Source organism: Mesorhizobium sp. P2_E9, assembly GCF_056403815.1.
Genome location: NZ_JBFUET010000010.1, coordinates 117,858 through 132,938, shown reverse-complemented (window position 1 = coordinate 132,938; position 15,081 = coordinate 117,858). Strand labels below are relative to the sequence as shown.

Sequence of the window (15,081 nt, the reverse complement as noted above, 5' to 3'; positions counted from 1 at the left end):
CGCCCACGATCGGGCTGAAACCGATTTGGTCCACGGCGAATTCGAGCGGGAGCATTCGAAGCTTTCCTGCGTGGCCCGGAATGCCTATCTGTGTGGACAGACACCGGAACAGGCAACGGATTTGGCGCAACGATCGGGCAGTGCTGATCTTCCACTTCACGGCGGACGTGTGCCGAAATGGCTGGGCGACCGCATGACGCGCCTTGGCGCCGTCATGTGCGAGGCGATCATCCATCATTATGGCCGCACCGAGTTGCTGCGGCGGCTGGCGCATCCGTTCTGGTTCCAGTCCTTCGGCGCCGTCATGGGCATGGACTGGCACTCGTCCGGCATCACGACGAGCGTCGTCGGCGCCTTGAAACGCGGCCTCACGCCGCTGTCGGGCGAACTCGGCATTCATGTCTGCGGCGGCCGTGGCGCGCACTCGCGCAAAACCCCGCATGAGCTGGCCGCCATCGGCGAGCGCATCGGCTTCGACGGCGCGCGCCTGGCAACCGCCAGCCGGCTCGTCGCCAAGGTCGACAGTGCCGCGGTTCAGGATGGCTTCGACCTCTATCTGCACGGCTTCATCGTCACCGATGACGGCGACTGGGTGGTGGTGCAGCAAGGCATGAACGGCGACAGCAAGGTGGCACGCCGCTACCATTGGCTGTCCGAAGGTCTGAAGAGTTTCGTCGATCAGCCGCACGCCGCCATCGAGGGCGCCAACCAGGGCGAGATCGTCAACCTGACCGACCGCCGCGCCGAGGCCTCGCGCCAGGGACAACTGGACCTGCTGCAGGACCTTGGCCCGGACCGCATCCTGCGGGAATTCGCTGCTTTGCATCCCAATACCGCTTCGGCTCCGGGGCAACCGCTGCTGCCGCATCTGGTCATGCCGGCGCACCATGATGTTCGCGAAAGCGATGTCGTCATGCGCCGCCTGCATGGAAACATGGCGGCGGCCGCCGAGTGTGGCCCGGCGGACTTTTCCGAGCTTCTGCTGGTTCCCGGCGTGGGCGCGCGCACCGTGCGCGCATTGGCCCTCGTCGCCGAAGTCGTCCACGGCGCGCCGTGCCGTTTTTCCGATCCCGGCCGTTTCTCGCTCGCCCATGGCGGCAAGGACAGGCACCCTTTCCCTGTTCCGCTCAAGGTCTATGACGAGACGATCGGCGTGCTGAAGTCCGCCGTGCAGAAAGCCAGACTTGGCCGTGAAGAGGAAATCGGCGCGCTGCGGCGGCTCGACGATCAGTCGCGGCAAGTCGAGCGATACGTCACCGGCCCCAGCCTGAAGGAAATCGTCGCCGGCGAATTCGACCAGTCGCATCTGCTTGGCGGCCGCAGTGTCTTTGGCTGGGAACCGGAGCCGGACAAGGCGCCAGCGGAGCTGAACAAGAAGACATGACAGGCCGCCGGAGTCATCGGCGGCTTGTCTGTGGGTCGCGCCGGCCTGCCGGGCGAAGCGAAAATTGTACGGGGTGAACGACTCCGCGGACCAACCTTTACGATTCTATTTTACGCCAATCCCGGCGGTCAGCCCGCCATCGATCTTGTAATCGGCGCCGGTGCAGAAGCCGGCCTTGGACGAGCACAGGAAAGCGATGAGCTCCGCCACTTCCTCCGGCTCGCCGATGCGGCCAAGCGGATGGGCGGCGCCGAAGCGCCGGTAGGCCTCCTCGACATCGGCATCGCTGCCATTGTCGCCGCGCGCGGCCTTCTCCAGGATCGGCGTACGGATCGAGCCTGGGCTGACCGAATTCACCCTTATGCCGGCCGACGCGTAGTCGAGCGCCAGCGAGCGGGTCAGCGTATGGATGGCGCCCTTGGTCGTCGCATAGGCGGCGACGTTCTGCTGGCAGGCGAAGCCTTGCACCGAAGCGACATTGACGATGGCACCGCCGCCGCGCTTGATCATTTCCGGGATACCGAAATGCGCGGTCAGGTAGATCGATCCGACATTGACCGTCATCGCCCGGTTCCAGGTCTCCCAGTCGGTCGTCGTCGCGGTTCCGTAGGGATGGACGGCGGCGGAATTGACGATGACGTCGATGCCGCCGAATTTCGCGACGCCGGCCGCGACCGCGTCACGCACCTGGTCGGAAACGGAGACGTCAACCGTTTGCACCAGCGCGTCCGCTCCGGCCTTGGCAAGGCTCTCCTGCATGGCGGCATTGGCGGCCCGGTCGATGCCGCAGGCGATGATCGCCGCACCCCCCTGCGCCAGCCGTCTTGCGGTGGCGAGCGCGATGCCGGTCGTCCCCGTCACCAATGCCACCTTGCCGTCGAAATCCTTCATCGCGGAAGCTCCTTCATGCGCTATCGAAAAACCTGGTTCCGAGTTTGACACTCATCGTCGTCAAACAATAGGTTGCCGGTCTCTCGCAAGAAGGAAAAGTGGCAATGGAACAGTGCTGGCGCTGGTATGGTCCGGATGATCCGGTGACGCTTGAACATGTCAAGCAGGCTGGCGCCACCGGCGTGGTTTCGGCGCTTCACCACATCTATGATGGCAGGGCCTGGCCCGAAGCCGATGTGCTCGAACGCAAGCGGATCATCGAGGCCGCCGGCCTGACATGGTCGGTGGTCGAAAGCATTCCGGTCCACAATTCCTTCAAGATCGGCGCGCCCGAACGCGAGCGCTATGCCGGCTACTATCGCGACAGCATCCGCACGCTCGCCAAGGTCGGCATCAGGACAGTCTGCTACAATTTCATGCCGGTGGTGGATTGGACCCGCACCGACCTCATGTATCGTCTGCCGACAACCGGCTACGCCTTGCGTTTCGATGCCATCGACTTTGCCGCCTATGATCTTTTTGTGCTGCAACGCGAGAACGGCGCCGCCAGCTATACCCCGGCGCGGATCGCCGAGGCCGAGACGCGGCTGAAGGCGCTGACAGCAGAGCAGATCGATCTGATCGAGCGCAACCTCATCGCCGGCCTGCCGGCAACCGAGCGCAAGTATGACCGCGACAGTTTCCGCGAGGCTTTGGCCGAGTATGATGGGATCGGGCCGAAGGAATTGCGCGACAACCTTGCCTGGTTCCTGCGCGAGATCATCCCGGTGGCGGAAGAGGAAGGGGTGCGCATGTGCATCCATCCCGACGACCCGCCCTTTTCACTCTATGGCCTGCCGCGCGTCGTTTCGACCGCGCAGGATGCGCGTTTCATCCTCGACGCCGTCGACAGTCCGGCCAATGGTCTGACCTTCTGCACCGGCTCCTACGGCACCCGCGCCGACAACGACATTGTCGCCATGGTCAAGGAATTCGCCGACCGCATCCATTTCGTCCATCTGCGCAACATCACCATCGAGGAGGACGGCTCGTTCTACGAAGCCGAGCATCTCGAGGGCGGCACCGACATGGCGCATGTCATCCTCGCTCTGATGCAGGAGGAGGCACGCCGCCGCAAAGATGGCCGTGCCGACTGGCGCATTCCGATGCGGCCGGATCATGGCCACCTGCTCGCCGACGATATCGGCAAGAAGAAGATCAATCCCGGCTACTCGCTGATCGGCCGGCTGAAAGGCCTCGCCGAACTGCGCGGCATCATGCGCGCCGTGGAGAAGTTCGGGTTGGCCTGACGAGCCAGGCACCTCAATGCAGGTGCCTGAGCTTGTCGGGATTGCGCACGACATAGATGGCCGCGATCTTCCCATCCTCGATGTCGAGTGCGGTGGTCTGGAGTTCGCCATCGGCTTCCAGGGTGACGAACCCCGGCAAGCCGTTGATGAAACCGACGCGAACAAGTTTCGAAGCATGCATGCGCAACCAGGCCGCAACACGTTCGTACTGCGCCATCACGGCATCGAAACCCAGGGCCGGCTCGGTGGCCGCCGGACGCTTGCCGCCACCATCGGCATGGGCGATGACATCGGCTGTTAACATGGCGCCGAGCGCCTTCATGTCACCGCTGCGCGAGGCCGTGAAGAAGGCTTCGGCAAGCTCGAAGCCGTGTTGCCTCTCCACTGCAAAGCGAGGCCGCGCCTCGCGGACGTGGCCGCGCGCCCGAGCCGCCAGCTGGCGGCAGGCCGCCGGGTCGCGATCGACGGCGGCCGAAACCTCGTCAAATCCCAGGCCGAACACATCGTGCAGCAGAAAGGCCGCCCGTTCGAGCGGAGACAGGCGCTCCAGCGCCAGCATCAGCGGCAACGTAACGTCTTCTACTTCATCCTCTTCCACCACGGGATCGGGAAGCCAGGGGCCGACATAGGTCTCGCGTTTGTGCCGCGCGGATTTGGGCTGGTCGAGGCACAGCCGCGTCACCGTGCGGCGCAGGAAGGCTTCGGGCTCGCGCACCGCGCTGCGGTCGGCCTTCATCCAGCGGATGAAGGCCTCCTGCACGGCATCCTCGGCGTCCGACACCGAGCCGAGCATGCGATAGGCGACGCGCATGAGCTTGGGGCGCAGCGGGCCGAAGCCCGCTGCCGCGTCGTCGTCCGCCGTGCTCGTCATCAGGCTGCGGCCACCCGAGCGGCCCTCACGGCCGCCGGATCGGCATACAGGCCGAAACCGACTGCGATGCGGTTCCAGGCGTTGATGATGTTGATCGTCAAGGTGAGCTTGATCTGCTCCTCCTCCGTGAAATGCGCCTTCAGCTCTTCGTAGGCGCTCGCATGGCCAGCACCTTCCGACAGACGGGTCAAGGCCTCTGTCCAGTTGAGTGCCGCGCGTTCGCGGTCGCTGTAGCAAGGCGCCTCGCGCCAGGCCGGCAAAAGGTAGATGCGCTGCTCGGTCTCACCGTTCTCGCGCGCCTCGGTGGCATGGAGATTGATGCAGTTGGCGCAGCCATTGATCTGCGAGGCACGCAGCTTCACCAGTTCGGTGAGGCTGTGCTCGAGACTGGCGGCGGCGGAGAGCTCGATCGAGGAGCGCTGCCAGTTCCTCATCAGCGCAGGGGCGGCGGCGAAGAGGTCGATTTTTGCGGTCATGGTTGGCTTCCTTCTGTTGGTGCCGATCCCATGACGAGTGAGGAAGTGCTGGTGTGACATCCACGCCAGGTTTTTTGTTCTCCCGCCGTTCCCGTCAGTTGCTCCGGCATATGCTCGGCGTCGGCCAAGTCACCTTCGAGCGTTTGCCGCCGTTGATGCGCGCCAAGCGGCGGTCTGCCCTCTGGTCCAAGGCCTGCATAAACTTGCGCGGCGTCTAATATAAGAGCAGAATTGAAGGCGTTTGAGGGAGAACGGCTCATAAGCAAATCGGGAGGAAACCATGAACACCATGAGCCTCACCACGCTTGATCGCGGCAAGACGACAGTCGGCGCCGCAGCCATCGAAGCGCTTTCGGCACAATTGCGCGGCACACTGCTTCAGCCGGGAGACGCTGCCTACAACGAAGCCCGCACCATCTGGAATGCCACGGTCGACCGGCGGCCCGGGCTGATCGTGTGTTGCGTCGGCGCCTCCGACGTCATCCGTGCCGTGAATTTCGCCAGGGAAAACAGGCTTCTTGTCTCCGTGCGCGGCGGCGGCCATAACATTGCCGGCAGCGCCGTCTGCGATGGCGGTCTGATGATCGATCTGTCGCCGATGAAGTCGGTGCGGGTCGATCCCGCCGCACGGCGGGCATGGGTCGGACCTGGCGCTACGCTCGCCGATGTCGACCGCGAAACGCAGGCCTTTGGGCTGGCGGTGCCGACAGGCATCAATTCGACCACCGGCATATCAGGCCTGACCCTGGGCGGTGGCTTTGGCTGGATCACCCGCAAATTCGGCCTGACCATCGACAATCTTGTCTCCGCCGATGTGGTCACCGCCGACGGCAATTTACTGCGCGCCAGCCAGACGGAAAATCCAGACCTGTTCTGGGCGCTGCGTGGCGGCGGCGGCAATTTCGGCATTGTCACTGCATTCGAGTTTCAGCTCCACCAGATGGGTCCGCAGGTTCTGTCGGGGCTTGTCGTCCATCCTTTCGCCGATGCCGAGAAGGTGCTGGGGGAGTATCGCAAGGCGCTCGAAACGGCGCCCGACGAACTGACCTGCTGGGTGGTCATGCGGCAAGCGCCACCGCTGCCCTTCCTGCCGGCCGAGTGGCATGGCAAGGATGTTCTGGTGCTGGCCATGTGCTATTGCGGTGATCTCCAAGCAGGTGAAAAGGCTACGAAGAAGCTTCGCGCCATCGGCTCGCCGATTGCCGATGTCGTCGGCCCCAACCCGTTCACCAGCTGGCAGCAGGCATTCGACCCATTGCTCGTCCCCGGTGCCCGCAACTACTGGAAGAGCCATGACTTCACCGAGCTTTCCAACAGGGCAGCCGAGATCCTCACCGAAGCGATACGTGAGCTTCCTGGCCCGGAATGCGAGATATTCATCGGCCATGTCGGCGGTGCGGCGGGCCGTGTAGCACAGAACGCAACGGCGTTTCCACAACGCAGCTCGCACTTCGTCATGAATGTCCATGCCCGCTGGCGCGAACCCGCAATGGATAGGGCCTGCATCGGTTGGGCGCGCAGCCTCTATGAGGCGGCCAAACCCTATGCTGCAGGCACGGCCTATGTGAACTTCATGCCTGAGGACGAGGTCGACCGGGTCGAAGCGGCCTATGGCGGCAATTACCAGCGGCTTCTGGAGATCAAGCAGCGCTATGACCCGCTGAACCTGTTCCGCATGAACCAGAATTTGCGGCCGAGGCAAAGCCAGCGCGCCGCCTGAGCCGCCCGCGTGGCAGCGACAAAAAAATCCCGCGCCTCCGCCAGGGGCGCGGGATTCGGCCATGGGTCATTGCTCTTTCGCTGCTCAGCTCACAGGGCCGCCACCGCGTCAGGTGCTGATCCTGTTGCGCGCCACGCCCTCTTGGAAGCGCCGCCGCTGATCAATAGGTAGGTCATTGCCATTTATGCTTCGAAAGATTGGATCGATCCGCCGGCGCAAATTGATGGAGCGCGCGTTTCTCCCATCACCACATCATGAACGACGCCACATCCGTATCCGACACTTTGCCGGCACTCACGTCGGCGATGGCCTGGTCGACGATGGCGACGCCCTCGGCCACTTCGTCTTCGGTCAATGTCAGCGGCGGCATGAATTCGAGCACATTGGCCTTCAGCCCGACATAGGTGAAGGCAGCCCCCAGCTCATAGCCGCGATAGATGATCTTGGCCGTCTTCGTGGCAGGCACTGGCTCGCGTGTCGCGCGGTCCTTGACCAGGTCGACGCCGATCGCAAGCCCGCGCCCGCGCACATCGCCGATGATCTCGTGTTTTGAGGCAAGCCCCCGCAGCGCATCGGAAAAGAGTTTGCCGATCCGCGCGGAGCGTTCGACCAGGCCTTCGCTCGCGATCGTCTTCAGCACCGCGTTGCCGGCCGATGTCGCCACCGGATTGCCAGCGGTGGTCTGCAGGGCGAAGGCCGGCGCATGATCCATGATTTCCTTCGGCCCGACCACGGCCGACAGCGGCAGCCCGCCGCCGATGCCCTTGCCAAACACGACGAGGTCCGGCGTCAGCCCTTCGTGCTGGAAGCAGTGCATCATGCCGCTGCGGGCGAGCCCGACCTTGACCTCGTCGAGCACGATCTTGATGCCGTGCTTGCGGCAGCGCTCCTGCAACGCTTTGAGAAAACCAGGAGGCGGCACGATCAACCCGCCATCCGACATCAGCGGCTCGATGAACACGGCCGCGACCTGGTGCGGCGGGCAGGTGGTCTCGAACTGGTAGTCGAGCAGGGCAAGCACGTCCTCGCCGCTGAAGGTTGGCCGGAACGGATCGGGGTAGGGCAATAGCACCACGCCCGGCCGCGGCAGCGTATGCGTCATGGCGGTGTGGCCGCTGATGCCCATCGAGCCGGAAAGGTTGCCGTGATAGGAGCCGATGAAGGAGATGAAGCGCGACCGGCCGGTGGCCGCCTGCAGCACGCGCACCGCGCAATCATTGGCGTCCGACCCGGAATGGCCGAACCAGACGCGCCGTTCGCTTTCTCCAGGCGTGATCGCGAGCAATCGTTCGGCCAGCGAGACCGCAGGCTCGTTCGGATAGAGCAGCAGGCTGGCGCCCGCCATGCTGCGGACGGAGGCCTCGACCGCCTCGACGATGGCCGGATGACCGTAGCCGAGCACTGCCGGGCCGGCCGATCCCGACAGGTCGAGCAGCGAGCGGCCGCCTTCCTCGATCAATCGATTGCCCTTGCCCCCGACGACGCTGAGCGGCGAGAAGCGCAGCTTGCCGATCTGCGCAATGGTCGCGGCATCGCGCTCGCGCAGGCTGAGATTGCTCATGAGACCGTTTCCGTCTGTGCCGGCAACGCCGCCGCCAGCCGATCCGCCCATTCCTCGATGCCAGACCTTGTCGACAAAAGGTCCTGCCGGATCTCGACGAGGACGGCGGGGATGCCGCGATCGTCGCCATGAACGGGCACGGCGTAATCGGCGTCGCGGCTGATCACATAGGGCACGTTGGCCGCGACATTGAGTGCCGCGTCCGTGCGCAGGCCCGAAAGGATCGCTTCGGCGAGATCAGCCGCATGGGCATGCAGCACGCCCGCATGCCATGGCCTGGCAACACCGAGGAAGACCGGCGTGAAGGAGTGCATCGTCACGATCCGGGTCGGCCTGCCTTGGACCAGCCGGCGATCAAGATGTGCGGCCACCCGCTCATGGAATGGCGAAAACATGATTTCCGCGCGTCGGTCCCGTTCCGCCGTATGGATGCCGACATTGCCGGGAATGCCGGTGTCTTCCGACAGCACCGGAATGCTGCCGGGGGTGCCCAGTGGCCGGTTGAGGTCGATCAGCAGACGTGAGTAGCCGCTGAGGAAGGCCGGAGCATCGAGCCGTGTCGACAACAGGCGCGTCACCTCGGCGGCGCCGATATCCCAGGCGATATGGCGTTGCAGATGGCTGGCATCGAGCCCGAGCTGTCGATACTCAGTCGGCATGTGGTTGGACGCATGCTCGCACAACAGGACGATATCCGAGAGACCGTGCTCGTTGAGAACCTCGACGGCGTCGGGCCAGTCTCTTTGAGCGAGCAAGTCTTTTTCAGTCTGCAAAGTCATCAATAAAGCGTCCGGTAGAGATCGCAGATGGCAGCCGGATCGAGACCGGCCAGCCGCTCGGCCTCATGTCGCTTGAGCCCGACAAAGGTCTCGATGAAGACAGGCGCGAACCATCCCGTGACGGTCTTGTCGGCGAGAAGCGCGTCCAGCGCGGCGGGCAGCGTCTCGGGCAGCCGCACCAGGCCAAGCTTTGACCGTTCCGCCTCGCTCATCAGCGTCGGGTCCCCGGTGACCAGCGGCGGTGACGGCAGGTCCGCCTTCAATCCTTCGAGGCCGGCGCGGATGATCGCCGCCAGCGACAGATAGGGATTGCCGGTGGCGTCGGCGGCCCGGTATTCGACATTGTACTGCCGTGCCGGATCGCGGCCGCCGATCGTCACCGTCGGACAGATGCGCAGCGACGCTTCGCGGTCGCGGTCGGCAAGCCAGGTGTAGGACGAACTCCAGCTGTGCGGCTTCAGCCGGTAGAAGGACGCCACGCTCGACGCTGTCATGGCGGTGATTGCTGGCAAATGACGCAGCACGCCGGCACAGAAGGCGCCGGCCTTGGCGGACAGGCCGCCGGGTTGCGCGGGATCGTAAGTCACCGGCTTGCCGGCCTCGTCGACGAAGCTGAAATGGATGTGCACGCCATTGCCGACGGCATTGGCGGCGATTTTCGGCGCGAAGCTTGCGCGCCAGCCGGCATTGCGCGCCACTTCGCGCGTGATCTCGCGGATGGCGACGGCGCGGTCTGCCGCCGTCAACGCATCGGCCGGCTCGTGGGTCACCTCGAACTGCTCGTCGCCGAATTCGGCGATGACCACTTCGGGTCCGACATCAGCCTCCTCCAGTGCCGCCATCAAATTAGGGGCGAACGGATCGGTGCGGCGCAGGGCGGCGAAGGACATCGAATGCGCCGGCGCGAAGCTGCCGCCGGCAATGTGGAACTCATGCTCGAAGGCGGCGACGACGGAAAGACCGGTTGCAGCCTTCAGCTCCGCCAGCGCATCCCTGAGCATGGTCCTTGTGCAGCCGAGCCAGGGGCTGCCGTCGAGCTCGACAATGTCGCCGGCCACCATGTCGAACGGCGTCGGCGACCCGGTCCGTTCGGTGCGGAAGCGCGCCTTGAGATCGGGGATCAGCCGCAGGTCGCCCGACGAGCCCCAGGGATTGGGGTCGACGATCGAATTGAACGGCGTCATCGACAGATTGGCCTGCAGCCAGCCGACACCGGTCGTGGCGGTTTTCTGCAGTCTGCTTTCGACAACGAAGCGGCCCCGCGTGACTGCGGAGAGATCGGTTGTGACGACGGCAACGAGAGGCTCGACGGACGATGTCATGCAGGTTGTCCCAGAGCGTTGAAACGGTCGACGACAGTGTCGGTGTCGGCGACCCAGCAATAACCGCCGAAGGCTTTCAGCGCGATGTCGTGGCGCTCTTGGGTAATGGTGGCGCAGGCGTCCGCGACACAGGTGACGAGGTAGCCGCGGTCGGCGCCGTCGCGCACGGTCATGTCGACGCACTGGTCGGTGAGCACGCCGACCACGACGAGATAGCGGATGCCGAGGTTCTTCAAGAGGTAGTCGACATTGGTCGAGTTGAAGATGCCGGACGAGGTCTTCGGCAGCATGATCTCGTCGCCGACCGGCGCCAGCGATGCAACCGGCAGGCCCTCGGGGAGGCTCGGCGCGACATGGATCGGCGTCAGCTTGTGGTCGAGCGAGCGGTCGCGGCCGTCTTCGGTCAGGCTCTGGATGATGGTGTGCAGCACTTCGACGCCATTGGCCCGCGCCGCTGCCAGCAGGCGTTCCTGGTTGGGAATCGTCTGCGAAGATGTCTTCCGATAGAAATAATGATCGGGGCCGCGCTCCGGATGCGAGGGATCGGCGCCCGGCTCCAGCCAGATGCGCTGCATGTCGACGAGCAGCAGCGCCGTCTCGCCGGCGCGGAAGGCTTCGTCTCGCTTGGGTAGGGCCTGTTTGGATAAGGCTTGGGTCATGCTTTGTCGTCCTGCTTTGCTGATTTGGGTCCGGGTGTCTTGCGGGGTCCGGTTGCTTGGCGGGCGCCGTTCTCTTGCGGGTCGCTGTCGAGCGTTACCGCATTGGCGTGCCGCACTTTCTCGATCCGCTCGATGCGCGCCCGGGCGTCGTCGCCCAGCGTCGAAACGATGTGGGCGGTAAGCGCCTCCATCTGCGCGATCGCCGGCGCCAGCGTGTCATAGGGCGAGGCAACTTCCAACGGGCTGACGATGGTGACTTCGGCGAAATCTGAAATTGGCGACAGCCATTGGTCGGTGAAAAGCAGGATGCGCACATCGAGTGCCGCCGCCTGGCTGGCATAGGCCATCACGTCGAGCTGATAGCGGCGATAGTCGAAGACGACGAGTACATCGCGGCGGCCGAGGTCAGCCAGCGTGTCGAATGTCTGGGGGGAGAGCACGCCGACGTCGCGGATCCCGGAGCGGAACTGCACGAGATATCCGGCCAGCATGCCGGCGATGTGGCGGCTGAACCGGCCACCAACCAGCACGATCTCGCCCTTGGCTTCCATCAGCAGGCGCCCGGCCCGCTCATAGGTCTGCACCGGCGTCGCGGCGGTGGCTTTCTGCAGGGCCGTGGTGACGGAATCGAGATAGGCAAGCACCGCGCTGTCGCTGGAGCCGCTTTGGCGCTTGGCCTCCATCATCAACAAAGGCGAATGCAGCCTGGCTTCGACCTCGGCGAGCAGCTTTGCCTGGAAATCCGGAAACCCTTCATAGCCGAGCTTGACGACCAGCCGGACCACGGTCGGATCGCTGACGCCGGCGCGCCGGGCGAGCGACGAGGCGGTACCGAGGCCGGAGGTCGGATAGTCTGTCAACAGCAGCCGGACGATCTTCTCTTCCGACGGCGTCAGCGCCAGATCCCCGCGCATCAGAACATCGCGTATCGCCATGGGCCTCCCCGAAATCCGTGGTCTCTTGTTTTGTGGAGTTTATTACAGAGATTTAAAACTCGGTCAACAATGAAGAGAGATTGACATTGTGCGATCGCTGGCCTTACCTTGTCGGAAAGCAGCCAAGAGACTGTGGGGAACAGCCATGCGAAACGGAAACGACGTCATCGTCGTCGGTGCTGGAATTGTTGGATCGAGCACCGCTTATCATCTGGCCAAGGCCGGCGTGAATGTCGCGCTGATCGAGCAGACCCATCCAGCCGGCGGGCCGTCGGGCAAATCCTCGGCGCTGTTGCACGCCTTCTACCTGATGCCGGACCTGTCGCAGCTTTCCATCCGTGGCCGCGAGATCTTGGTGTCGCTGCCGGAGATCGCGGGCGAGGGATCCTTTGTCACCGAGATCGGCATGATGTGGGTCTGCGGCAACGACAATGAGACGAGCTGGAAGGTGGCGGCAGAGCGCATCCGCGGCGAGGGCGCGCGGATGGAGACCTTGTCGCCCCAAGCCTTTGCCGACGCCGCGCCCGGCTTTGCGCTGGACAATGTCGCGCTGGCGTTGTGGGAGCCGGAATTTGGCTACGCCGATGCCTTCGGCGCCACAAACGCCATCGCTCGCACCGCCCGGGCCAATGGTGCGAAGATCCTGCAGAACACGCTGGTTGAAAGCCTTCGGCGACAGGACGACCGCATCACTGGCGTCACCCTGGCTGATGGAACGGTGCTGGAAGCCGATACGGTTGTTCTTGCCGCCGGGCCGTGGACCCGTCGCTTGCTGGCGACGATCGGCCTGGATCTGCCGCTGCATGTCGAGCGCCACCCGATGGCGGTGCTCGATGCGGCCGGTCAGGCGCGCAAGGTCATGCCTTTCGCCTGGTGCGACGACATTTCCTGCAACTATGCGCGGCCCGACAATGACGGCGTCATCCTGGCCGGCACCTGGGCTGGCGGCGGCACCGGCCTGCGCCACGAGCATGCCGGCCGGCCGCGTTTCGTCGAGAATCCCGACACCTACATGGAAGGTGTCGAAGAGTCTGAATCCGTCGAGATCCTGGAGACCTTTGCTACCCGCGTGCCGGCCATGGCCGAGCTTGGTATCCGGCCGGGCTATGCCGGGCTCTACGACATGAGCCCCGACGATCTGCCCGTCATTGGCGCCATGCCTGGTGTGGAAGGACTGGTCGTTTCGGCGGGTTCCTCCGGCCACGGTTTCAAGACCGGACCGGCTGTAGGCGAGGCAATCGCGAAACTGGTCACGCAAGGCGCGCAACCGATCCTGGCGCCATTCTCGCCAAGCCGCTTCAAGGCCGCGTGATGGCGTCGGTGGAGATGAGCGAGAGCAAGCCACGCGGTCTCATGCCGGCCGCGTTTCGCTACGCCGCGGCTGACGCCCTGTGCATGGTGGCGGTGCTGCTCTTGGTGGCGCTTGCCGCCTTCATCTTCGGTGGCGCCGCCATGCAGCGCGTCGTTACCTATGCCGCGATCATGCTGACGGCGGTGCTTGGCCTGCAGATTTTTTCCGGCAACAGCGGCATCGTCTCGTTCGGTCAGGCCGCCTTTGTCGGGCTTGGCGCCTACGCTACCGGCATCCTCACCATGCCGACCGCGCTGCAGCGGACAGCGTTGCGCGACCTGCCGGATTTCCTTGCCGGCTATCAACTCTCCTTCTTCGCGGCGCTGGCTGTCGTCCTTGTTCTCGCGGTCATTGTCGGTCTGTTGACCGGCACGCCGCTGCTCAGGCTGACCGGATCGAGCGCCTCGATCGCCACGCTCGCCATGCTGATCATCGTCTACACGCTGCTGGTCGCGGGACGCGAGATCACGCGCGGCAGCCAACCTTTCTACGGCGTGCCGCGCGAGGTCGGCCTGTGGACCGCCGCCGCCGTCGCCTCGGTGGCGCTGATAGCGGCAAGGCTGTTTCGCGAAACCTCCTTCGGCCTTGCCACCCGCGCCGCCGCCAATGACGAGCGTGGTGCCGCCGCCGTCGGCGTCGATCAGCGCACCGCGCGTCTCGCTGCCTGGGTGGCGGGCGTGGTCGCCGCCATGGCCGCCGGCGCGATGATGGCGCAATTCCTTGGGGCCTTTTCGCCGCGCGATTTCTATTTCGACCTCGGCTTCACCATGCTCGCCATGCTGATCGTCGGTGGCATGACGTCGTCGCTCGGTGCCTTCGCCGGCGTCATCGTCACCATCGTGGTGATCGAGGTGGTGCGCCGCTTCGAGGGCGGCGGCGAGGTGCTTGGCCTGCATCTGCCGGTCCTGTTCGGCCTGACCCAGGGCGTGCTGGCCATCGCCATGATCCTCGTCATCTGGCGGCGGCCGACCGGCCTGTTCGGCGAGCGCGAGCTCAACCTTCTGCGCCGGTCCGGACGCCAGGCTGTGACGGCTTCGGCCGCCGCGCCGCAGCTGGTCGGTGCCGACCGGCTGGTGGCCGACCATCTGTCACGCCGCTATGCCGGCGTCGTCGCGGTGGACGACGTCAGCCTGAGTTTCGAGACCGACAGCATCACCGGCATCATCGGCCCCAACGGCGCCGGCAAGACGACGCTGCTCAACATGCTGGCCGGCGATGTCCAGCCAAGTGCCGGGACCGTGTCCGTCGGTGGCGTGGTGCGGCAGGCCTCGGCCTTCCGCTTTGCCCGATCGGGTATCGCCCGCACTTTCCAGAACATCCGCGTCTTCCCGCACATGACCGTGCTGGAAAACGTCGTCGTCGCCGCCCGCCAGGTCGAACCTGATCTCGGCCACGCAGAGGCTGCGGCCATGCGCGAACTGTCCCGCATGGGGCTGGAGAAATTTGCCGATCAGCCGGCGGCCCGGCTCGCCTATGGCCAGCGGCGGCGGCTGGAGGTGGCCCGCGCGCTGGCGCTGAGGCCGCGCTTCCTGCTGCTCGACGAGCCGGCCGCCGGCATGAACGCCGTCGAGACCGCCGAACTCGTTTCCATCCTGTCGGCGGTGCGCGCCGAGCGGCGCATCGGCGTCGTGCTGATCGAGCACGATATGCGGCTGGTGATGAATCTCTGCGAGCGCATCGTCGTCATCGACCACGGCCGCGTCATCGCCGACGGCACGCCCGGCGACGTCCAGAAGAATCCAGCCGTCATCGCCGCCTATCTCGGCAGCCGCACGGCACGCGCCAAGACCGCGCACGCAACAGCCGAAGGCCAGACCGCATAAACCGCAACGATAACAAATCC

At 64.9% G+C, this 15,081-nt stretch carries 13 protein-coding genes; 5 read left to right on the top strand and 8 right to left on the bottom strand.

The window, feature by feature from the left end; translation table 11 throughout:
• The first annotated feature begins 121 nt into the window (after positions 1 to 121).
• A complete protein-coding gene (locus AC1D05_RS19710; RefSeq protein WP_477443137.1) occupies positions 122 to 1,384 on the top strand; it encodes a DUF763 domain-containing protein in 1,263 nt (420 codons plus the stop codon).
• 105 nt (positions 1,385 to 1,489) lie between these two features.
• Here the strand turns inward: AC1D05_RS19710 and AC1D05_RS19705 are convergent, their stop codons facing one another.
• Positions 1,490 to 2,275 carry an SDR family NAD(P)-dependent oxidoreductase gene (locus tag AC1D05_RS19705; RefSeq protein WP_477443135.1) on the bottom strand — a complete coding sequence of 262 codons (786 nt, stop codon included), beginning with the start codon at positions 2,273 to 2,275 and terminating at the stop codon, positions 1,490 to 1,492.
• A 104-nt stretch (positions 2,276 to 2,379) separates the two neighbouring features.
• On the opposite strand from AC1D05_RS19705, the gene uxuA reads away from it, so the two are divergent.
• Positions 2,380 to 3,564, top strand: a complete 1,185-nt coding sequence (gene uxuA / locus AC1D05_RS19700) for a mannonate dehydratase (RefSeq protein WP_477443133.1) — start codon at positions 2,380 to 2,382, stop codon at positions 3,562 to 3,564.
• A gap of 13 nt (positions 3,565 to 3,577) precedes the next feature.
• Here uxuA and AC1D05_RS19695 read toward each other — a convergent pair whose 3' ends face one another.
• Together AC1D05_RS19695 and AC1D05_RS19690 are read right to left on the bottom strand one after the other, a co-directional pair.
• A complete protein-coding gene (locus tag AC1D05_RS19695) occupies positions 3,578 to 4,435 on the bottom strand; it encodes a sigma-70 family RNA polymerase sigma factor (protein ID WP_477443131.1) in 858 nt (285 codons plus the stop codon).
• Positions 4,435 to 4,911 carry a carboxymuconolactone decarboxylase family protein gene (locus AC1D05_RS19690; RefSeq protein ID WP_477443130.1) on the bottom strand — a complete coding sequence of 159 codons (477 nt, stop codon included), beginning with the start codon at positions 4,909 to 4,911 and terminating at the stop codon, positions 4,435 to 4,437. The genes AC1D05_RS19695 and AC1D05_RS19690 overlap by 1 nt, the downstream gene beginning before the upstream one ends.
• Before the next feature lie 280 nt (positions 4,912 to 5,191).
• On the opposite strand from AC1D05_RS19690, the gene AC1D05_RS19685 reads away from it, so the two are divergent.
• Positions 5,192 to 6,631 (top strand): FAD-binding oxidoreductase, encoded by a 1,440-nt coding sequence (locus tag AC1D05_RS19685; protein ID WP_477443128.1) that lies wholly within the window; start codon positions 5,192 to 5,194, stop codon positions 6,629 to 6,631.
• A 244-nt stretch (positions 6,632 to 6,875) separates the two neighbouring features.
• Here the strand turns inward: AC1D05_RS19685 and AC1D05_RS19680 are convergent, their stop codons facing one another.
• The 5 genes from AC1D05_RS19680 to AC1D05_RS19660 are packed head-to-tail and all read right to left on the bottom strand — an operon-like array spanning position 6,876 to position 11,887.
• Complete coding sequence (locus AC1D05_RS19680) at positions 6,876 to 8,192, bottom strand: aspartate aminotransferase family protein (RefSeq protein ID WP_477443126.1); 1,317 nt, start codon at positions 8,190 to 8,192, stop codon at positions 6,876 to 6,878.
• Complete coding sequence (locus AC1D05_RS19675; RefSeq protein WP_477443124.1) at positions 8,189 to 8,971, bottom strand: N-formylglutamate amidohydrolase; 783 nt, start codon at positions 8,969 to 8,971, stop codon at positions 8,189 to 8,191. The genes AC1D05_RS19680 and AC1D05_RS19675 overlap by 4 nt, the downstream gene beginning before the upstream one ends.
• The gene (locus AC1D05_RS19670) at positions 8,971 to 10,293 is read right to left on the bottom strand and encodes a type I glutamate--ammonia ligase (RefSeq protein WP_477443122.1); all 1,323 of its coding nucleotides are present in this window, start codon (positions 10,291 to 10,293) and stop codon (positions 8,971 to 8,973) included. The genes AC1D05_RS19675 and AC1D05_RS19670 overlap by 1 nt, the downstream gene beginning before the upstream one ends.
• Entirely contained in the window at positions 10,290 to 10,952 is a 663-nt protein-coding gene (locus AC1D05_RS19665; protein ID WP_477443120.1) for a cysteine hydrolase family protein, read from the bottom strand. Before AC1D05_RS19665 ends, AC1D05_RS19670 begins: the two co-directional genes overlap by 4 nt.
• Entirely contained in the window at positions 10,949 to 11,887 is a 939-nt protein-coding gene (locus tag AC1D05_RS19660; protein ID WP_477443118.1) for a MurR/RpiR family transcriptional regulator, read from the bottom strand. The genes AC1D05_RS19665 and AC1D05_RS19660 overlap by 4 nt, the downstream gene beginning before the upstream one ends.
• Positions 11,888 to 12,032: 145 nt before the next feature.
• Between AC1D05_RS19660 and AC1D05_RS19655 the strand changes: the two genes are divergently transcribed.
• The gene (locus AC1D05_RS19655; protein WP_477443117.1) at positions 12,033 to 13,199 is read left to right on the top strand and encodes an NAD(P)/FAD-dependent oxidoreductase; all 1,167 of its coding nucleotides are present in this window, start codon (positions 12,033 to 12,035) and stop codon (positions 13,197 to 13,199) included.
• A 14-nt stretch (positions 13,200 to 13,213) separates the two neighbouring features.
• Entirely contained in the window at positions 13,214 to 15,061 is a 1,848-nt protein-coding gene (locus AC1D05_RS19650) for a branched-chain amino acid ABC transporter ATP-binding protein/permease (protein ID WP_477443115.1), read from the top strand.
• The last annotated feature ends 20 nt before the right edge of the window (positions 15,062 to 15,081 follow it).